The sequence below is a fragment of the Vibrio sp. Y51_MX_L26 genome, assembly GCF_024181935.1.
GTDB classification, from domain to species: Bacteria; Pseudomonadota; Gammaproteobacteria; order Enterobacterales; family Vibrionaceae; genus Vibrio; species Vibrio diabolicus.
In genome coordinates, this window is the sequence record NZ_JAMZAS010000001.1 from 1,216,337 (window position 1) to 1,235,224 (window position 18,888).

Sequence of the window (18,888 nt, forward strand, 5' to 3'; positions counted from 1 at the left end):
ATGTACAACGTTAATACTCGATTCCATAAAACGGTGGTTTATTCCATTGTTGGGATCATGCTCATCCCGATTTTAGCGACCTTTGTCTATTCGCTTTCATCACGCTGGGGCGCCACGGTGCTTCCGGATGGTTTCACTTTTGATTGGTACGTTAAATTGCTGACCGACCCACGTTTCTTGCAAGCGTTTGGGCGTTCGCTGTTTATTTGTATTGCTTCGCTAACCCTCAGTGTCATTCTGGTTCTGCCAGCGATATTCGTGGTGTTTTACTACTTTCCGAAGCTCGATAAGCTCATGAACGTATTGATTTTGCTACCATTCGCTGTACCACCAGTCGTGTCGTCCGTCGGCTTGCTTCAACTTTATGCTGACAGTGAAATATCTCTTATCGGTACCCCTTGGATTTTAATAGGCACTTACTTCACCATCGCGTTACCGTTCATGTATCGTGCGATTTCCAATAGCTTCGAAGCAATTAACCTCAATGATTTAATGGACGCGGCACACTTACTAGGGGCAAGCACAACCAAAGCATTCTTGATGGTCATTTTACCTAACCTCAAGAAAGGGCTGATGGCATCGCTTTTCCTTTCATTTTCATTTCTACTGGGAGAGTTTGTGTTCGCCAATATTTTGGTCGGCACACGTTATGAAACCTTGCAAATCTACTTGTATAACATGCGTCAGACAAGCGGCCACTTCACGTCTGCCTTAGTGATGACCTACTTCCTATTTATTTTTTTCCTGACTTGGTTGGCAAGTCGTTTCAGCCGAGGAGTCAAACAATGAGCTACGTCACTGCGAAAAATCTGACTAAACGTTTTGGTGATAACACCGTATTTGAGGACATTCACTTTAACATCGAGCAAGGTGAATTCATTACGCTTTTGGGCCCTAGCGGTTGTGGTAAATCGACGCTACTTCGCAGCCTTGCAGGGCTTAACCCTGTCGATGGCGGCGAGATTTGGGTAAACGGAGAAGATATCACGCATCAAGTCCCGCAAGAGCGTGGTATTGGGATGGTCTTTCAATCGTATGCGCTGTTTCCCAATATGACCATTGAAGGCAACATTGCATTTGGCTTAAAAATGAAAAAGCTTGCGAATGATGATATTCGACGTGAAGTAGCTAAAGTAATCAAACTGGTGGATCTGGCAGGTAAAGAAAAACATTATCCGCATCAACTTTCTGGCGGTCAGCGCCAGCGTGTCGCACTCGCCCGAGCGTTGGTGGTGAAACCTCGCATATTATTGCTTGATGAGCCACTTTCTGCGCTTGATGCCAAAATCCGCAAACATCTTCGTCAGCAAATCCGAGACATTCAGAAAGAGATGAATCTCACCACTATCTTCGTAACTCATGACCAAGAAGAGGCGATGATTATGTCTGATCGTATCTTCCTAATGAGTAAAGGGGAAATTGTTCAAGCAGGAACACCTGAAGAAATTTATACTCATCCTGCTAACGAGTTTGTGGCCGGTTTCATGGGGCACTACAACCTTGTAGAGGCCAATAAAGCCAAGCAACTCTTCAATATTGATACCGAATGGAAAGTAGCGATTCGCCCAGAGTCTATATATGTAAAAGAGCAAGGTCGTCAATATGATAGCCACATCTCAGCGCCACAAGTAGGTACGATCACCAACCATCAGCTTCTAGGTAATGTTATTCGATATCAAGTGAACGTTGAAGAGTGTGAGCTCACTGTTGACTTGCTTAACCGCTCTTCAGAACGCTTACTAGCGAATGGCAGCCAACTAGAGCTACTCTTTAACCTAAACGAAATTCAACCAGTGAGAGCCTAAACATGTCCAAACCTTTGTATGTTTTTGATATGGATGAAACCCTAATAAACGCTGACTGCGCAATGATTTGGAACGAGTTTATGGTTGAGAGAGGCATCGCGACTGATCCTTTATTTATTAAGGAAGATCAGCGTCTAATGGCCTTGTACTCCGAAGGCAAAATGGACATGGAAGATTACCTAGCATTCTCCATGAAGCCACTAGAAAACATGCCGATTGAAGAAGTAAACGCCTTGGTTGAAGAATGTGTTGAAAGCCATATTCTGACTAAACAGTTTCCTCAAGCTAAAACATTGATTGAGCAACTGTCTCGTGATGGTATAGAGATGGTTATCATCTCTGCCAGCGTCACTTTTTTGGTGGAAGCCGTTGGTCGCCGTCTTAATATTCCAACCGCACTCGGCATCGATTTAATCGAGAAAGACAACCGTTATACTGCTGAAATCGACGGTGTCCCTAGTTATCGTGAAGGTAAAGTCACGCGCTTAAAACAGTGGCTAGAAAATCAGCCTGAGCCTTATTCTGAAATCCATTTCTATACCGATTCAATCAACGATTTGCCTTTATGTGAATACGCAGATTACACCTACCTGGTAAATCCATGCCCACGCCTCAAAGAACACGCGAATCGATCACATTGGACGCTATTACGTTGGAATTAGCCTTCGGTCTTTATAGCAATAAAGGGCAGCGAACTGCTGCTCTTTTCCTTTAATTGCCTGGTTATACGTGAACTCAAATTTGAGACCATCGAAAAACAAACACACCAGTAACAAAATGGCATAAGCCATGTCGAATTATTAAAAATAATGAAGATTTAGCAGTGTGATATGACAAGATTTATATAACCAAAATGGATAAAGAAAGGGCCATCTATATCTCATGATGTATTCAAATTCGACAGTCAAGCATTCCAGGAACAATAGAACAACATATTCACAATCCAGACTAACGATAATGAAAACATTGATTGAAGAATTAACATTTTAACAATCATTGCAACAATGTTAACTTTAGCTCCGTTGGTCGCGCTGGTGGTAAGCCTCTCACCAAGCCTATTGTCAGTTTTATATGGACGTTCGACCACCTCCAAAATGAATAGACACCCAATTTGGTGCCCTTTATTACGCCCGCAGAGGAAATTCTTTGCGGGCTTTTTTCTTTAAGTTGAAAGTCAGAGCGCACAGGATCAATTCTATTTGGTCAATCTCTCTACCTTGGAGGTAGTATACGAATCAACAAGCGGAGACAACTCTAGTAACTCTAACACCTTTTTCTCAAAGGTTTCATCAGCACTTCTCACCCAATCTAAAAACTTTTTTTGAGCAAACATAGGCTCGATTTCGTATAAAAACTCGATACTAAAGTAAAACTCATTTTTGATATGCAAATTGTAAACTCTTCGATAGTCCCTCTTATACTCCAAGTTACCTTCTACGTATTTTGAGTACGTTTTCTCTCCAACATCAATAGCCTGGCATTTAATTGGGGGGTAGCTGCGAAGAAACTCTCCTACGAGAAACTCTTCTTTCGCTCTCTTTTTTTCTTCGTTTATCGGCTCTAATCCCCAGCGATGATTTGCGTAATCGTTAGCATCATTCATCATCTCTGTATGATCTCCTTTCTTAGATCCTTCAGGAGACTCTAGAGCATGATAAAACTCCACATACTCTTTTTCTATGAATGAAGATAATTGATTGACAGTTCTAATATTCTCATTGGCAGACTTGATCCTTAGCCTAATATATAAACCACCTTGTTTATTTATAGGTAATAGAGGGTTTAATATTTTTTTTGAAATGAGAAATAAATAGAAGCCAATTTTATTAACTTTTCATGCCGTTCTTCTTTTGAGTCAACATCGAATTGTTTTAACTCCACAAGATCTTGGTATACATGCCCTTCATATATATTGTTCGGACACTCAAATGACAATACTAAGTCATCTATCTGGAATACATTATGTAGCAAGTTTGAAAAATCTGGTTTTCCTCGAAAGCCATCTTTACAAATTTTAATAAGGCCCATATTTCTAACTCTTGTTCTTTAAATATGCATCAATACCTTTAAACGAGAGCCTGCAATATGAGTTCTAATTCAAGTAAAGGTAAGGCACATACTAAGGTATGATGAAGGTCAAAAAGGAGAACGGCTCTTTTCTAAATTTAAAATATCTAACATCGCCTCCAGTTTACTGAAATCTACACTTTTAAAAGTTACATCCGCTCCAGCGATAGCTCATCAAACACGCCAACGATTGATAGTAAGCTTGAGGCTCTGAGACCACCTATAAAATGAGAAACAAAAAAGCCAGCCTTAAAAGGCTGGCAAGTAGAGCAACAAGGTCAGTGCTTACTGCTAACTAGCACTGAACTCGTATTGGATTCATTTTCGTCTGTTAGTCTCTTTATCGGCGGTTATGACTTGCTTGCTTTCTCTTTGTGGCACGTTACCTTTACTAACTGTTCTTGCTCATCTTTAATGTTTTTCACGATACGCTCATCGCGTGCGTGAATGGCATCCATATTCATTTGCTGAATATCTGCTACAGCTTCATGCTTCATTTCAGAAAAGTCCTGACGTAAATCTGAGCTCCACTCCTCTTTGTCTAAAGTGTTAGCAGCAGCGATTGGTGATGACATTACAACAATAAGACTTAGAGTAGATAGAAATACGCTTTTCATAATAAGCTCCTTGAGGATTAGCAGTTCGTTTTAGTTACAATTTATATATTGCACATACGATGCCAACTTTTATTTTGTTATTTTTCAATAAGTTAACCAAATGAATATATTCATCATTATCTCCATCTGGTAAATTTCGCTAACCAAGTGTTAAATTAACCAAGGGAATCAAACGCGAAAAAGCATTCATAAAAGGAATGATTTATCAGGAGATTTTCTCGCTGTTCTTTCATCGAATAAATTACGTAACAACCCACTCTAGAACTGCTTTGAATCAAAATACAGAAATAAAAAAGCAGCCCGAAGGCTGCTCCTAATCGTTAACATCAAGCTTGTTAACTCTATGTATTTACTTCAACGCTCGACGTCACTGGCGACTTTCTGAAACGATTGATAAAGCGATGAACAAACCCCTTAATCGATCTGAAAATATTTTTAATATCTTCAAGCATTAAATACAAACAAGGCACCAGCACTAAAGTCAGAACCGTTGCGTACAACACCGCAAAGCCCAAAGCTACAGCCATTGGTATGACAAAACGCGCCTGCAAGCTCGTTTCAAACATAATCGGCAATACACCCGCAAACGTCGTTATTGAGGTGAGCGTGATCGCTCGAAAGCGTGCACAGCCCGCTTCAACCACCGCTTGTTTGATGTTCATACCCTTTTCTCTCACTTGGTTTACGTAATCTGTCATAACTAGAGAGTCGTTGATAACCACGCCAGCAGCGGCGATCAAACCAAATGTCGACATCATGCTGATATCCAAACCTAGCCAGAAGTGGCCCCAAATCGCCCCCGTCAGACTAAATGGAATGACTGACATTACAATCAAAGGTTGGGTGTAACTTTTTAACGGTACGGCTAACAAGATGTAGACGATGATCATGCCTGCAATAAAGAACAGAATCTGTTCATTACGCTGCGCTGCCTGCTCTTCAATATCACCACCCAATTCCGTTTTCACACTCGGGAAGACTTGCTTCATGTCCGGTAATATATTGTCGTCAATGACCTTCACGATTTCTTGAGGTTCAACCAATTCTTCGTCTATCGAACCATAGACATAAACGGTTTGATACCCGCCTTCACGTCGAATGCTACTCACGCCCGGCTGCTCGTTGATCTTCACCACATCACCCAGCATGACCTTCTTACCTGCTAGCGTGGTAATCACAGCGTAACGTAATGATGAAAATGCTTCACGTGTCAGTTGCGGGTAACGCACCATAACTTTGATTTCTTCACCATCACGAATAAGACGCTGTGCTTCACCACCGTAGAAGCTGCCACCCACTTGCTCTGCGATCATGGTGAGATCCAGTCCGAGATCGTACGCTACAGGCGCAAGAGAAAGGAGCACTTCTTTGCTTCCTGAATCAATAGAAGATGAAATATCGTATAGCCCTTCTTCCTGCTGTAAACGCTCTATCAAGTAACGCCCAGCCTCGTTCAATTCATTAATATTAGAACCAAACAGCAAGTAACCAAACTCATCTCTGTCACCGCCACCCGCGCTCTGCTCGCGGATTTTGATGCTCTTCATTCCAGGAATAACTGGCATAGCTTCACGCCAACGTCGAGCAAGTTCAAATGTATTGAACGGGCGTAATTCCTCATCAACCAATGGCACCAAAACACGGCCTTCGGTACGACTTCTGTTGTATGAAAGCACATCACGAATCATACCTTGACCATGTTCTGCGATGGTATCTGATTCAATTTTTTGCATCACACGTTCGATGGTCTTAAGAGCACTGATTGTTTGCTCACTTGAAACGGTACCGTTCATTTCAATAGTGATCGCAGGATAGTCAGTAGGCACTTTAGGGTTAGGGATCACCCGAACATAATTCGCGTTGATCAAAGCCGCGCTGATCAGCAGTAAACCGCAAAACACAGCAAATACTGTCCAGCGCCAATGCGTACATGTCGTGACAAAGTTACGATACGTACCGTTTACAAAGCCAAAAAAACGTTGGTTAAATCGGTCACGCCAGCCACCAGGTTTAACTGGCTTAAAGTGGGTATGTGCGAGGTGAGCAGGAAGGATTAACTTCGATTCAATCAAACTGAAGATCAAACAAAGAATCACAACGCCCGCAATACCATAGAAGAAAGCACTGTCAATACCGCTAGACAACAAGAAAGGGGCAAACACGGCAATTGTGGTTAAAACGCCAAAAGTAGCTGGCGTGGCAACACGTTTGACACCGCGAACCACATTTTCTACGCCACCGCCTTTTTCTTCAATTTCGCTGTAGGCGCTCTCTCCCATCACGATGGCGTCATCGACCACAATACCGAGCACCATAATGAAGGCAAAAAGAGATACGATGTTTACCGTGATCCCTAATGCAGGCATCATCATCACCGCGCCAAGAAAACACACTGGTAGCCCAATCATTACCCACATTGCCAAGCGAAAGCGCAAGAAAATGGTCAGCATAATCGCCACTAGAGCAGCGCCTTGCAGCAAGTTTTTCAACATCATGTCGAGACGACCATTTAAATAATAGGTCGTATCCACTAAGACTTTGAGCTTAACGTCCTGCGGTAATGTCTTATTTTTTGCTTCGATGTAATTACGAACAGACTCGGCAACAGGGATAATGTTCTGCTCACGAGTCGCTTCAACAGACATGTAGATCGCATTTTGCCCTGAGTACTCAAAGTAGCGCTCTTCTTCCGTAAAGCCATCTTTGATCGTGGCGATATCTTGCAGTAAAACCTTCGCACCATTTGCGCCAAGCTTTACAGGAATATTCCTAAACTCATCACCACGGTAGTACTGATTTTCAATCCTTACTGCGATCATCCCTGAGTTTGTTTTGACTTCGCCCGCAGAAAAGTTGGCAGAATAACGACTGATCGCGCTGCTGATATCGCTCAACGTCAAGTCGTATTTACGAAGAACGAGTGGATCAACTTCAATCGCTATCTCTTCTTCTGGTGCACTCAAATACACCAACATGACATTTTTGAGTTGAAGTAATTCATCCTCGACTTGCTTAGCAATGGGTTTGAGCTCTTCAAGCGGTCGGTCCCCAACTAACCCCATTTCTATCACATCTTGACGCCACTCAACTTGGTAGACATTGATCGGTTCCATACCGGCAGGTAAGTTGGATAAAGTATCAATGCGTTGATTTACATCATCCAAGACACGCTTGATATCAGCATTAACGTCTACCTCGATAGAGACATACGCGCTACCTCTAGAGGCCGTTGAGACCGTTTTTTTAATCCCGGTGACATCTTTAATCGATTCCTCAACCTTAACGAGAATGCTTTCTTCAATTTCTTGAGGTGAAGCGCCAGGATAAGTCGCACGAACATCAATGTAGTTCACCTCAATGTTCGGAAACATCTGCCTTTGAATAAAGAGAAAACTCACCACCCCCATGATGATGATGAACACCATCAAAAGGTTGGCAGCGACGGGGTTATTCGCAAAATAAGCAATTAAGCCCTTTTGTTTAGTATCTTCCATGACAAACTCCTACTTACTGTACGACGGTTTCGGAGTCGTCACTCTTTTTTGCGATTTGTACCGCCATGCCTTTTTGAGGGTACTCCGGCAAGGTAAGTACCAACTTATCACTTTGCTCTAAGCCTTCCCCCACAAGTAAAAACTCACCTTCTGCTCTCAAGACCGTTACCGTCCGAGGTTGAAGTTGATTCTCACCATTCACTACCCATACCGTGCGATTTTTGACTAATTCCTGTGGCAGGCGATAGATATGCTTTAGCTCCTTACCTGTGAAGCTCACTTCAACGTAGGAGCCAAATTTAATTGGAGGCTGCTGATTATCGACACCGTATGGGTCAGCGATTTGAATGACCATGTTAATCATTCGGGTAGCGCTATCAATCATGCCTAAATCACGAACCACTCGACCTTCTCTAGTGGTAGAAAACACACCTTGCTGCGTTACTGTCGCAGTGAGCTCACCAATGGATTCAGGTAAAAATGCACTATCAAAACCGGCGATTGGTACGTGCACCTCCGCCACTTCAATGTTGTTTAGCGTGGCAACTCGAGAGCCAGATGTGACAAATTGACCAACACCAATATCACGCTCAACAACCAGCGCATCGTAAGGTGCGACGACTTTGCAATTTTCTAAATCTCTTTTTGCTCGTTTGAGTGCCGCTTGAGCCGACTTCACTTGCGCTTGCGCGCTCAAAACGTGAGGCTTACGTAAATACAGGTCTGTCACTTGCTTATCGCTCAGTCTCTTGGCCTGACGTTTTGCGACTTCCGCTTTGGCTTGCTCCTCAATCAAGCTCGCACGTGCGCTAGCTAAATTGGCCTCGGCTTGCAAAACCGACGCTTCGTAGTTGTCACTTTCAATCGTGAACAGCACTTCTCCTCGTTTCACGATCCCACCCGTTACAAAATTAGGGTGCCAACTTATCACTTCACCACTGACTTGCGCGGAAAGGTGTGTTTTTTCAAAAGGGACTAACTCACCATGGCTGGTTATCACCACTTTATGATCGGTAGGAAAAAGAGAAGAAGCCTGAACGGTAGGCTCTGTAATGGCATCTTTAGTTGACTCTTTTTCCGGAGCTGTCGCGGCAATTGCGGCATATCCTGCATAAGAGCCACCAACGACAACGAAAGGTAAAAGCCAACGTAATACGGGTTTTGCTAACATCGAAAATCCTTTTTTATTGTTGTTTTCATCACCATGCTTTTATTAAATCTTTGACTCCCTGTAAGCATGATGGTGAGGGAATTACATTTGAATAGACGTCAAAGCAGCGCGTACCTTGCTTTTTCGGTTGCTAACTACAGAGTTATTGCCAATTCAAAGTTAATGAAATTAACAAAAAATTAACCAACTTCGCAAGTTGCCCTGACTTAACTCTTCTTTTAAATAGCAAGGGACGTGCCAGGCATTTATTTATTAAAATTCAAATAGTTATTATTACTCAACTATTTTAACCAGTGTGCTATTGGTCATAATCACCAGATATTAGTGATTATGACCAATTCAGACACAATCATAATTAAAATAAATGATTATCTGCGTTCAAAAAGGTGAACTTAATCCCGAGAACATGACAATTCATTGATTAATAGCCCGTTATCCAACCTTGTTGGATGCACGCTGCGGCAACTTAGGTCTATAATTTCTGATAAGTAACACTCTGTAAGACAAGGAAATGTACTTTGTTACATACACTCGCTAAGCTGCTCTTCCCTTCTTTATTCACAATTTTATCGGCATGTTCATCCGTGTCATTGAACGATCCCAGTGAAAAATCCACTAGCTTCCAACTTGGGTATCAAGGTGACTCTGTGCTTGCACAGTACTTTGAAGCTTACGGGAAAGACCCAAAGTCAATCACTGGCTTTTCTCCTTTAAATCAAGGACACGATGCCCTTCTTGCTCGCACCTCTCTAATCGAGTCCGCACAAAAAAGCCTTGATCTTCAATACTATATTTACCGTGGTGACGAAACGAGTCAGCTAATAACGTGGCGCTTGTATGAAGCTGCAAAGCGTGGAGTCCGAGTAAGGCTTTTGCTTGACGATATGCAAAAGCGAAACGATGACGTGATGGCTGCCCTCAATGCACATCCTAATATCGAAATCCGCTTATTCAATCCGCATCAGTATCGCGACTCCCGCTGGTTCGCACTTGCCAGTGACTTTGAACGTCTTAATCGCCGTATGCACAATAAATCTCTGATTGCAGACAGTGTTTCTGCCATTGTCGGGGGTAGGAATATCGGCAATGAGTACTTTTCTTTTGAATCACAAGTCGAATTTGGTGATTTTGATCTACTGCTCTATGGTGAGGCGGTACAACAAACTGCAGATCAGTTCGACCTCTATTGGAATAGCGCCTATGCGATACCAATGGAATGGATAACACCGGACTCACAGCAAATTACCGACCTGGCGATTCAAAAGCAGGTCGACAAACTCCAGCTAGAGGAAAAGTTCTCAACCGGCCGTTATGACTTCACTAAACTGGATATGTACCAAGCTCTCAAACAAGGCAATCTCAAGCTCTACTGGGGAGAAGCAAAAGTATGGTTTGACTTACCCGATAAAGTTGCGACCCGAGAGAGCCAACTTATTGATAATTTAACGGAGCTGGTTAAAAGTGTTGAACATTCATTTGTTCTTATCTCCCCCTATTTCGTCCCAACCGAAGTCGGCACACAAGCATTGAGTAACGCGGCCAAGCGAGGCGTTGATATCACGATTGTGACCAATAGTCTCGCCTCTAACGACGTGTTTGCCGTGCATGGTTGGTACGCAAAATATCGAACAGACCTACTCGAAGCTGGGGTCAAGCTATGGGAAGTAAAAGCGAGCGCGAAACTCAAAAGCAAGTGGAGCCTCACGGGGAGCAGCAGAGCAAGTTTACACGCAAAAGCAATGACGATTGATGACAAAACTCTGTTTGTTGGCTCGATGAACTGGGATCCACGTTCAGCCGCTTTGAATACCGAAATGGCCGTTGTTATAGAACAGCCAGAATATGTGCAAATGTTTCTAGAACAACTGCCGAATCAATTGTCGAATAACGCCTATGCCTTAACTCTACGCGACGGAGACATTGTCTGGACTGACATAAAAACAGGCAAAGAATATGATTCTGAACCAGAGGCCGGAGTATGGCGAAAAATGGGCGCTTGGTTCTCCGGCATATTGCCAATTGAAGATCAGCTATAACAATTGCCAATGTTTCAAAACCTCCCCGATAAAGCAATACAAGAATGGACACTAGATTTGGGGAAACACAATAAATACAAGGAAGTTCAATGTCAGCACAATGGAACGAGTACTATCAGAAAATTTTAAACCAACCTCACCGCCCAAACGTGGAAAATGCCGTAAACCTACTGAAACTCGAGAGCAAAGTCGCTCTTGATATTGGCTGCGGAATAGGTCGAGACAGTCATTTCCTCCTCGAACACGGGTTTAACGTTCACGCATTTGATAGCCATGAAGATGCAGTAAAAACTTGTTTAACACGCTTTGAAGGCCACAAGCGTTTCTCAATTTCACAGTGCTGTTTTACTGAGTTTGACTACCCTCAATGCAGCCTGGTTATCGCGAATGCCAGTTTGTTCTTTTGCCCGGACGAAGGCTTTGAGCAAGTTTGGACCAAAATAGACAGTGCCTTACAACCTGGCGGTATCTTTTGTGGTGATTTCTTAGGAGTAAAAGACTCTTGGGTTGCATCAGAAATGCATCCGAACATTACCGCATTAACGAAAAAAGAAGTGGAAAGTTTATTCGCGGATTACGAACTCATTTCATTGAATGAAAGAGATGAAGACGGAACCACGGTAGTCGGAAGCCCAAAACACTGGCACATGTTTAGTGTGACCGCTCGCAAGCGCTAAAAGCGGTCTCTCAAGAAAGCAGCACTTCAAATCAGTGCTGCTATCAGAGATTAATTGACTGGATACACCACTTCAAAACGCTCCAAAACTAGCGTACGTTTCTCATGCCAATCTATGTTCAACTCATCGCATTCAGCTTTAAAAAATGCAGTATGCGCGTCACGCCACCAGTTTAAGGTTCTATCACCTTCGCCTTCTGCGTAGGCAAGCTCTGCGGTTACATCCTCATATTTGCATGTGCTGACATCAGTAATTCGTATCACACAAACGGGGTCCCCGTTCCAATTCGTGACGACTTGTAAATTGCCCACTTGTGGCATGCTTTCGCCATGCTCTCGATACCAAAGCTCCATACTGCAAGAGGCGGTTTTCTGTCCAATTCGAACCAAATCGGCGCATACGTTGGCGTTGTATTCATCGGCACAATAATAGTCAGCACTAACTGATGGTACGGCTGCTCTTTGTTCTGGTGATAATAATTTTAGATACTGCTCTAAGTAATCCTTAGCTCGCGCGTCCATGCTCACTCCATTAATCATAAATTCGCAAGGAGGATAAAAGATATCACGGCAAATAACCACCAGGAACAAACTGAAAAACAACAAGAATATGACTTTTACGTAGACGACAATTATTTCTTTTGTAATAACTTTGCTAAACGTTTGTGCTATTTGCTATTGTTGCATGGTCTATCTGTACTCTTCTCGTGAAAGGACGTTATATGCGCTTATTTATTGGTATTTTTTTCTCGCTGATACTTGCCTTGCCGACAATGGCATCGGACGAAAAGTATTCAGAATCGGATCTGTTAGATAGACCATTAATGGAACGCTATATTTTAGATGAGCTAAAAGCACTGCGTCAGGACTATCAGAGCCTAGAAAAACGAATGATCACAGAGATCACCGACCGCGAGCTGACGGTTGCGGATAAATCGTTGAACTATGCCAACGTGACCGTAACCTACTTCTTCTACATCATCGCAGGTGTCGCATCGCTGATCGCCTTTGTAGGCTGGCAATCTCTGCGTGAGTTTAAACACAACACCAAAGAGATGGCGGATAAACGATTAGAAAAGATCGCCCAAGAATACGAGAAGAAATTTGTAGCACTGGAGCGAGATTTAAAACGCAAAACTCGCATTATCAGTGAAAACAATAAAGAAATTGAGAAAATCAACGAGATCCATAACTTATGGTTGCGTGCGCAAAGCTCACAAACACCAGAGCAACGTATTGAAATCTATGATGAGATCTTGCTGATTCGCCCAGGTGATTTAGAAGCGTTGACTTACAAAGCAGACGCCGCGATGGAAATCAACGAATACCACTGGGCACTAAGCATCTGTAACCGCGTACTTGAAGTCGATTACACCAATGGTCCTGCACTGTATCAACGTGCTTGTGCATACTCTCGTCTTGGCATTGAAGAGCAAGCCATTGAAGACTTGGAACGCGCTATTGAATACAGCCCATCTATTCGTGACTTGCTTGCCGAAGAGCGAGACCTCGAATTGCTGCATGGTAACGAGCGCTTTGAAAAGCTCTTACACCTAGCAAACGAATAATGGAATGAGCAGCATGAGTAGCCACTTTAATTTAGAAGACGCCAGCCAAGTGTTGGTTGGCGCTTTTGCCCTAGCCGTCCCCATCTCTTTTTCTGAAGAGGCGTGGCGACTAGGTGAAAGCTTGCCAATGGCAAACCTGCTCATGCTGTTAAGCCTTTCTGTCATTTTCCTCAGTTTTTTCGCCTATCAAAGCGTGTTCCAAAGCCACATAAAAAATCGCGTATCCATTTTTATTTTTCGTGTGGTTATCGCCTATTCTATCGCCGCTATCGTAGTAGCGCTGGTGCTATTCTGCCTCGATAAATTACCGCTACTGTCTGACCCTCTGGTTGCGATAAAACGCGTTATCGTCATCACAATGCCGGCGTCAATGGGCGCGATTGTGGTGGACAGTTTCGACAAAGAATAACGCTTACGCCCCTTCTTCTAAGGTCAAATTAGAACCCGAGTGGTCTTTGCCTAACACATCTTCTGGGTTTCGCAGTGCGCAGGTTTCTAACGACAAACACCCGCAGCCAATGCATCCACCCAAATCGTTTTGCAGGGCTTTGAGCTTTTGAATTTTTTGCTCCAACTGTTCATGCCAATGACTCGCCATGACTTCCCATTGCTGTTTGTTTGGCGCTTGATGTTTCGGCAGCTCATCTAGCGCATGTTTGATTTCTTCTAACGACAACCCCACTTGCTGTGCCGCTTTAATAACCGCAACACGGCGCAACACACTTCGATGATAGCGACGCTGATTACCTTGATTTCTCCAACTCGAAATCAGTCCTTTTTGTTCATAAAAATGCAGGGCAGAGACCTTCACTCCGGAACGTTTTGCCACTTCTCCTACGCTGATTTCCATCCTTGACTCCCTGTGTATCAATTTTGTTAAAAAAATGCTTTACCTCAAGTTTACTTGAGGTTTTAAAGTTGCACCATCTTAATTAACGCTAAACCCAGATGGTCTCGAAATAATGCGTTCGGAATGAACAAGTTGGTTGACAAACACAGCACCGTTATAAGCCAACGTTTTGAAATCCAAAGGGAACTTGAGGCAAACATAATGAAAAATAAAACTCAGCCGTACTTAGCTGGCCGCTTCTTCGACAGTATCTCCTCTGGCTTGTTCATGATGGCACTGCCATGGGTCATGCTTTCCGAGCCCAAAATGGGCACATTCGTCGCTTTAGTTTCTCTGAGCTGCACCGCGATTTCTTTTCTGGCAACGCCTTTCTTTTCCACTTTAGTTGACCGACACTCACGCAAAGCACTCCTCGTGCTCAATCAATGGATTCAATCGGGCATGGCTTTGGTGGTGTTCATTGCTTATTGGTTGGGTTTTGAGTCCCACTGGCTGCTGGCTTTTGCGCAATTGGTGTATTGGGTTTCGAGTAACTTTGCATGGACGACCAACAACGCCTTCACCCAAGAAAATTATCAGCATCACGAATACGCAAAAATTTCGGGTCAGCAAGAAATTGTAATGCAATCCACGACCCTAGGAGCTGGTGCGTTGGGTATTGTTTTGCTTGAAATGTGGGGAATGAAAGAGTTTGCTTTGTTTGCAGCCAGCACATCCGCTTTAGCGGCGATGTTTTATATTCTGACGCCGTATACCCAACAATTAAGGGCATCAAAATCTGTCGCTTTCATCGCACAACTCAAAGAGAGCCAACAAATATTCCGTCTCGAACCCCGCTTTTATGGCTTTATTCTGCTCTCTTGTCTCTCTTATCCTGCATTGACGTATTTGAGCAAATTGGTGCCGATTTGGTTTTCTGAACAAGGCATCTCTGGCGATTGGTTTGCAGGGTTCAACATCAGTTTTGGTCTCGGCTCGTTGCTAACTGGTTTCATTGTCACCAAAGTGCTGAGTCGCGCCTCCCATAGCCACATTATGTTTGCTTCGATGGTTATGGTATCTCTGACGTTAATCGGGATGAGTTTTTCAATGAGTCCCCTCATCATCTTGTTGTTTACGGCACTGTTTGGCGTATTTAACGCGCTGAATCGCATTGTGAGAGTCAACTGGATGCATCACACCGTAGCGGTTCATCAACGTGGTCGTGTTGATGGCGGCATCAGCATGTTTTCCACCACCATTCAATCTCTCAGTTATGTATTAATCGCGATGTTGAGTCATTACGAGCTAACACAATACGGTTTTGCAATAGCAGCTGTTGTCATGGTGTTAGCAGTGGTATTGATGGGATTACTCAGCCGAGACGTCGAGCCGTTTAACGATCTGCCCCTTCATGCGGCTGCAAAGTAAAGCGGTATAAATAGATATGACGAAAAGGAAGACGACCAACATCGTCTTCCTAATTTTCTACACCAGCACTTTTTTCCTCTATCGCTCATCAGCAAGGTTGGGTATTCTGAGGCGACCAACATGAGAAGAAGGAATTCGCAGTGAACTTAAGACAATTGGAAGTCTTTTACGCCATTATGCAAGCAGGAACGGTGTCTGGTGCTGCTCGCTTACTGCACGTTTCCCAGCCCAATGTCACTCGAGTTCTCGCCCATACAGAACAACAACTGAGCTTCACTTTATTTGAGCGTGTAAAGGGGCGTCTCGTTCCAACTCAAGAAGCCAAAACCTTATTGCCAGAGGCTGAAAAAGTCTATCAACAACTCGGACAATTTCGCTCTCTGACCAACAAAGTCAAACAGGGAACTCAACATTTACGAGTTGGTGCTCCGCCTGTTTTGGCCGCACACTTGTTAGCGCCGACTGTCGCGTTGTTGTCGAAAGAGCACGGCATCTCCTTTGAGCTCTTAACGGCCAATCGCGATGAGCTGTGCTCAGGCTTACTGAAACATGAACTGGATGTCGCCATTGCGTTCGGTGAAGAAACGCCACCCGCGATCATGGGGCACATGTTATTGAAAGAAAACTTGGCACTGATCGCTCCTAAAAGCGCAGCGATACCCACAGAAAAAAACGTCATTTTAGAAGAACTCATCAGTGACGATTTACCCATTATCGGTTTAGATAGCCGGGACCCTTTGGGTCTATTGCTGCATCAAACCTTATCGGCGCGTGACGAGCATTATCAACATGCCATTACCGTCCGCAGCTACTCCGCGGCGGCTGAACTGGTGAAAAACGAAGCAGGATTCGCCATTGTAGACCCTTGGACTGCAAAACAATATCGCCAAGATAATGCCGTTTCCGTGCATGCTTTGGAGCCAAACATGTCCTTCTCTGTCTCTATTTTATTCGCAGAGCACACACCTCAATCCATTGCGACAAAGCAATTTATCACCGCCCTAAAACAACAGATGGTTTAAAGGTATAACCTGAAGTTATACCTGCCTAACAAATAAGAATTCGGTTTCCTAAATCAGTCTGGCTACATTAATGAGCAATAACGATGACGAAGGGAACCATCATGCAAATTGCTCAACCTTACCTACTCTTTCTTGGCGATGTAACCGATCCACTCGCAGCAAAAACCGCGCGTGGCATATACCAATGGCGACCTGAGATTTGCCTTGGCCAAATCCGCCTGACGCCAGAAACCGTATCGCTTGGTTTAACCGACATGACACTACAACAAGCGCAGCAGCAAGGAGCAAAAACGCTGGTGCTTGGCACTGCAAATCCAGGAGGCGTCATTCCTGAAGCTTGGCAAGCTACCTTACTTGAAGCGGCAGAAATGGGATTTGAAATTGCATCGGGCATGCACCAACGTTTGGCGGAATTTGCTCCTCTTGCCGATCTAGAACAACGCGGATTAACCAAACTGTATGATGTTCGCCATTATGATGCCCCGCTCAAGGTCGGCAATGGCAAAGCTCGCGCAGGCAAGCGAGTACTTACTGTAGGGACAGATTGCTCCGTTGGCAAAATGTACTCTGCCCTTGCCATTGAGCATGCATTGAAGCGTAAAAACTGTCGTGCAGAGTTCAAAGCAACGGGTCAAACCGGAATTCTCATCGCAGGCAGTGGCATTTCGATTGATGCTGTAGTTGCCGATTTTATCTCCGGCGCAGTAGAAGGGATCAGCCCTGAGTTCACCGATCACGATTGGGACATCATCGAAGGGCAAGGTTCATTGTTTAACCCTTCATTTGCTGGCGTAAGTTTGGGCTTACTTCACGGCGCACAAGCAGACGCTCTGATACTGTGCCATGAGATTGGTCGCCCGCACATCCGCAACTTACCACATGCGAGCTTGCCAACCATTGAACAAACGATAGAAGCGAATCTGGCCGCTGCTCGCCTAACAAATCCAAACGCTCAATTAGTGGGTATTTGCTTAAACACTTCGGCGATCAGCGAAGAAGATGCAGCCCAGCTATGCCAGGATTGGAGCGACAAATATCGGGTGCCCGTCACCGACCCTGTGCGTTTTGGCGTAGATGCGGTTGCAGATAGGCTCCTTACGATTTAAGAAACATTTACGGTTTAGAAAATAACTGCGGTTTAGGGAAAACTAGTGAGATGAAAATTCATGTAGAACCCGTCACGATTGCTATGGCGACACCATTTCGCATCTCTCGCGGCGGTCGGACAGAGTGCCACGTAGTCCGCTTGACAATTGAACACCGAGGCATGATCGCCCAAGGAGAATGCACGCCATACCCTCGTTATGGTGAATCAGTTGAATCGGTAATTAAGGCGATTTCTCACGCCGCGCATGAACTGCAAAGTTTGTACGCCAAAGGTGACGCTGATGTGATGGCTCTCAAAAGCCAGCTTCAATCATTATTGCCCGCAGGAGCGGCAAGAAATGCGTTGGATTGCGCGCTTTGGCATCTTCTTGCGCTTTTGAACCACAAGCAGCAGGTTCACGACCTCTTTACGTTACCTGAGGCGATTGTGACGGCGATGACGGTTTCTATCGATACGCCGCAAGCGATGGCAAAACAGGCGCAAGCTTACCTTAGCCAAAGCGCAAAACTGCTTAAGGTAAAACTGGATGGTGAACACGTGATTGAGCGCGTTGCAGCAGTGCGTGACGCCGCGCCGCACGCACAAATTGTCTTAGATGCGAATGAAGCGTGGCGAAACCTCGACATCGCGACGGTATTTGATCAACTCGAACCGTTTAATATCACCATGATCGAGCAACCGTTGCCACAAGACTGCGACGACGTACTCGCTAGCATTACGCACCCCATTCCACTTTGCGCCGATGAAAGTTGTCACACCAGAGAGCAATTGCATCAACTGCTTGGCAAATATGAAATGGTGAACATTAAGCTAGATAAAACGGGAGGGCTCAGTGAAGCATTATTGCTGGCCGACGATGCAAAAGAACTCGGTTTTAGCCTCATGTCCGGTTGTATGTTGGGGACGTCGCTGGCAATGCGAGCTGCGTTACCTATTGCTGCTCAGGCGAGCGTTGTCGATCTTGATGGCCCGGTGTTGCTCGGACAAGATATAACGCCGAGCTTAGTTTATCGCGACGGCGAAATCGTTCTTTCCAAATAGCCTAAACAATCCCGAGGTTTTGC

The 18,888-nt window shown here is 44.3% G+C and carries 17 protein-coding genes; 11 read left to right on the top strand and 6 right to left on the bottom strand.

Translation table 11 applies throughout. The features are described from left to right. From NL645_RS05240 to NL645_RS05250, 3 genes are read left to right on the top strand one after another with little or no spacing between them, the layout of a single operon-like run. Nucleotides 1-789, top strand: coding sequence for an ABC transporter permease (locus NL645_RS05240; protein WP_253651342.1), 789 nt, complete (start codon nucleotides 1-3; stop codon nucleotides 787-789). Beyond that, nucleotides 786-1,805, top strand: a complete 1,020-nt coding sequence (locus tag NL645_RS05245; RefSeq protein WP_253651343.1) for an ABC transporter ATP-binding protein — start codon at nucleotides 786-788, stop codon at nucleotides 1,803-1,805. The genes NL645_RS05240 and NL645_RS05245 overlap by 4 nt, the downstream gene beginning before the upstream one ends. A 2-nt stretch (nucleotides 1,806-1,807) precedes the next feature. Further along, nucleotides 1,808-2,467: an HAD family phosphatase gene (locus tag NL645_RS05250; RefSeq protein ID WP_253651344.1), complete on the top strand. Its 660-nt coding sequence runs from the start codon at nucleotides 1,808-1,810 to the stop codon at nucleotides 2,465-2,467. A gap of 533 nt (nucleotides 2,468-3,000) precedes the next feature. On the opposite strand, the gene NL645_RS05255 is transcribed toward NL645_RS05250, so the two are convergent. The 4 genes from NL645_RS05255 to NL645_RS05270 form a co-directional block, all read right to left on the bottom strand. Continuing rightward, the gene (locus NL645_RS05255) at nucleotides 3,001-3,411 is read right to left on the bottom strand and encodes a hypothetical protein (RefSeq protein ID WP_253651345.1); all 411 of its coding nucleotides are present in this window, start codon (nucleotides 3,409-3,411) and stop codon (nucleotides 3,001-3,003) included. A gap of 811 nt (nucleotides 3,412-4,222) precedes the next feature. Further along, nucleotides 4,223-4,489 carry a hypothetical protein gene (locus tag NL645_RS05260; RefSeq protein WP_046873807.1) on the bottom strand — a complete coding sequence of 89 codons (267 nt, stop codon included), beginning with the start codon at nucleotides 4,487-4,489 and terminating at the stop codon, nucleotides 4,223-4,225. A 341-nt stretch (nucleotides 4,490-4,830) separates the two neighbouring features. Next, a complete protein-coding gene (locus NL645_RS05265; protein ID WP_253651346.1) occupies nucleotides 4,831-7,983 on the bottom strand; it encodes an efflux RND transporter permease subunit in 3,153 nt (1,050 codons plus the stop codon). Nucleotides 7,984-7,996: 13 nt separating this feature from the next. Then, nucleotides 7,997-9,154 carry an efflux RND transporter periplasmic adaptor subunit gene (locus NL645_RS05270; protein WP_139059295.1) on the bottom strand — a complete coding sequence of 386 codons (1,158 nt, stop codon included), beginning with the start codon at nucleotides 9,152-9,154 and terminating at the stop codon, nucleotides 7,997-7,999. A gap of 518 nt (nucleotides 9,155-9,672) precedes the next feature. Between NL645_RS05270 and NL645_RS05275 the strand changes: the two genes are divergently transcribed. Both NL645_RS05275 and NL645_RS05280 read left to right on the top strand, forming a co-directional pair. Beyond that, entirely contained in the window at nucleotides 9,673-11,190 is a 1,518-nt protein-coding gene (locus NL645_RS05275) for a phospholipase D family protein (RefSeq protein WP_046873810.1), read from the top strand. Between the two features lie 89 nt (nucleotides 11,191-11,279). Beyond that, entirely contained in the window at nucleotides 11,280-11,867 is a 588-nt protein-coding gene (locus NL645_RS05280) for a bifunctional 2-polyprenyl-6-hydroxyphenol methylase/3-demethylubiquinol 3-O-methyltransferase UbiG (RefSeq protein WP_253651347.1), read from the top strand. Nucleotides 11,868-11,917: 50 nt separating this feature from the next. Here NL645_RS05280 and NL645_RS05285 read toward each other — a convergent pair whose 3' ends face one another. Then, on the bottom strand, nucleotides 11,918-12,388 hold the full coding sequence (locus NL645_RS05285) for an ASCH domain-containing protein (protein ID WP_253651348.1): 471 nt from the start codon (nucleotides 12,386-12,388) through the stop codon (nucleotides 11,918-11,920). A gap of 200 nt (nucleotides 12,389-12,588) precedes the next feature. On the opposite strand from NL645_RS05285, the gene NL645_RS05290 reads away from it, so the two are divergent. Then, nucleotides 12,589-13,434, top strand: a complete 846-nt coding sequence (locus NL645_RS05290) for a tetratricopeptide repeat protein (protein WP_005392681.1) — start codon at nucleotides 12,589-12,591, stop codon at nucleotides 13,432-13,434. A gap of 13 nt (nucleotides 13,435-13,447) precedes the next feature. Next, nucleotides 13,448-13,843, top strand: coding sequence for a DUF2391 family protein (locus NL645_RS05295; protein WP_031780282.1), 396 nt, complete (start codon nucleotides 13,448-13,450; stop codon nucleotides 13,841-13,843). 3 nt (nucleotides 13,844-13,846) lie between these two features. Here the strand turns inward: NL645_RS05295 and soxR are convergent, their stop codons facing one another. Beyond that, nucleotides 13,847-14,284 carry a redox-sensitive transcriptional activator SoxR gene (gene soxR, locus NL645_RS05300; protein WP_025629511.1) on the bottom strand — a complete coding sequence of 146 codons (438 nt, stop codon included), beginning with the start codon at nucleotides 14,282-14,284 and terminating at the stop codon, nucleotides 13,847-13,849. A 201-nt stretch (nucleotides 14,285-14,485) separates the two neighbouring features. Between soxR and NL645_RS05305 the strand changes: the two genes are divergently transcribed. The 4 genes from NL645_RS05305 (at nucleotide 14,486) to dgcA (ending at nucleotide 18,865) form a co-directional block, all read left to right on the top strand. Beyond that, nucleotides 14,486-15,694, top strand: coding sequence for an MFS transporter (locus NL645_RS05305; protein ID WP_253651349.1), 1,209 nt, complete (start codon nucleotides 14,486-14,488; stop codon nucleotides 15,692-15,694). Nucleotides 15,695-15,834: 140 nt separating this feature from the next. After that, the gene (locus tag NL645_RS05310; protein WP_253651350.1) at nucleotides 15,835-16,716 is read left to right on the top strand and encodes a LysR family transcriptional regulator; all 882 of its coding nucleotides are present in this window, start codon (nucleotides 15,835-15,837) and stop codon (nucleotides 16,714-16,716) included. Between the two features lie 101 nt (nucleotides 16,717-16,817). Next, the gene (gene dgcN / locus NL645_RS05315; protein WP_253651428.1) at nucleotides 16,818-17,822 is read left to right on the top strand and encodes an N-acetyltransferase DgcN; all 1,005 of its coding nucleotides are present in this window, start codon (nucleotides 16,818-16,820) and stop codon (nucleotides 17,820-17,822) included. 50 nt (nucleotides 17,823-17,872) lie between these two features. Beyond that, nucleotides 17,873-18,865 (top strand): N-acetyl-D-Glu racemase DgcA, encoded by a 993-nt coding sequence (gene dgcA / locus NL645_RS05320; protein WP_253651351.1) that lies wholly within the window; start codon nucleotides 17,873-17,875, stop codon nucleotides 18,863-18,865. Nucleotides 18,866-18,888 lie beyond the last annotated feature (23 nt).

What these genes read in the sequence shown, in the direction of transcription:
- NL645_RS05240 (WP_253651342.1), top strand. Translation starts at nt 1, where the DNA reads ATGTACAACGTTAATACTCGATTCCATAAAACGGTGGTTTATTCCATT.
- NL645_RS05245 (WP_253651343.1), top strand. Translation starts at nt 786, where the DNA reads ATGAGCTACGTCACTGCGAAAAATCTGACTAAACGTTTTGGTGATAAC.
- NL645_RS05250 (WP_253651344.1), top strand. Translation starts at nt 1,808, where the DNA reads ATGTCCAAACCTTTGTATGTTTTTGATATGGATGAAACCCTAATAAAC.
- NL645_RS05255 (WP_253651345.1), bottom strand. Translation starts at nt 3,411, where the DNA reads ATGATGAATGATGCTAACGATTACGCAAATCATCGCTGGGGATTAGAG.
- NL645_RS05260 (WP_046873807.1), bottom strand. Translation starts at nt 4,489, where the DNA reads ATGAAAAGCGTATTTCTATCTACTCTAAGTCTTATTGTTGTAATGTCA.
- NL645_RS05265 (WP_253651346.1), bottom strand. Translation starts at nt 7,983, where the DNA reads ATGGAAGATACTAAACAAAAGGGCTTAATTGCTTATTTTGCGAATAAC.
- NL645_RS05270 (WP_139059295.1), bottom strand. Translation starts at nt 9,154, where the DNA reads ATGTTAGCAAAACCCGTATTACGTTGGCTTTTACCTTTCGTTGTCGTT.
- NL645_RS05280 (WP_253651347.1), top strand. Translation starts at nt 11,280, where the DNA reads ATGTCAGCACAATGGAACGAGTACTATCAGAAAATTTTAAACCAACCT.
- NL645_RS05285 (WP_253651348.1), bottom strand. Translation starts at nt 12,388, where the DNA reads ATGGACGCGCGAGCTAAGGATTACTTAGAGCAGTATCTAAAATTATTA.
- NL645_RS05290 (WP_005392681.1), top strand. Translation starts at nt 12,589, where the DNA reads ATGCGCTTATTTATTGGTATTTTTTTCTCGCTGATACTTGCCTTGCCG.
- NL645_RS05295 (WP_031780282.1), top strand. Translation starts at nt 13,448, where the DNA reads ATGAGTAGCCACTTTAATTTAGAAGACGCCAGCCAAGTGTTGGTTGGC.
- soxR (WP_025629511.1), bottom strand. Translation starts at nt 14,284, where the DNA reads ATGGAAATCAGCGTAGGAGAAGTGGCAAAACGTTCCGGAGTGAAGGTC.
- NL645_RS05305 (WP_253651349.1), top strand. Translation starts at nt 14,486, where the DNA reads ATGAAAAATAAAACTCAGCCGTACTTAGCTGGCCGCTTCTTCGACAGT.
- dgcN (WP_253651428.1), top strand. Translation starts at nt 16,818, where the DNA reads ATGCAAATTGCTCAACCTTACCTACTCTTTCTTGGCGATGTAACCGAT.
- dgcA (WP_253651351.1), top strand. Translation starts at nt 17,873, where the DNA reads ATGAAAATTCATGTAGAACCCGTCACGATTGCTATGGCGACACCATTT.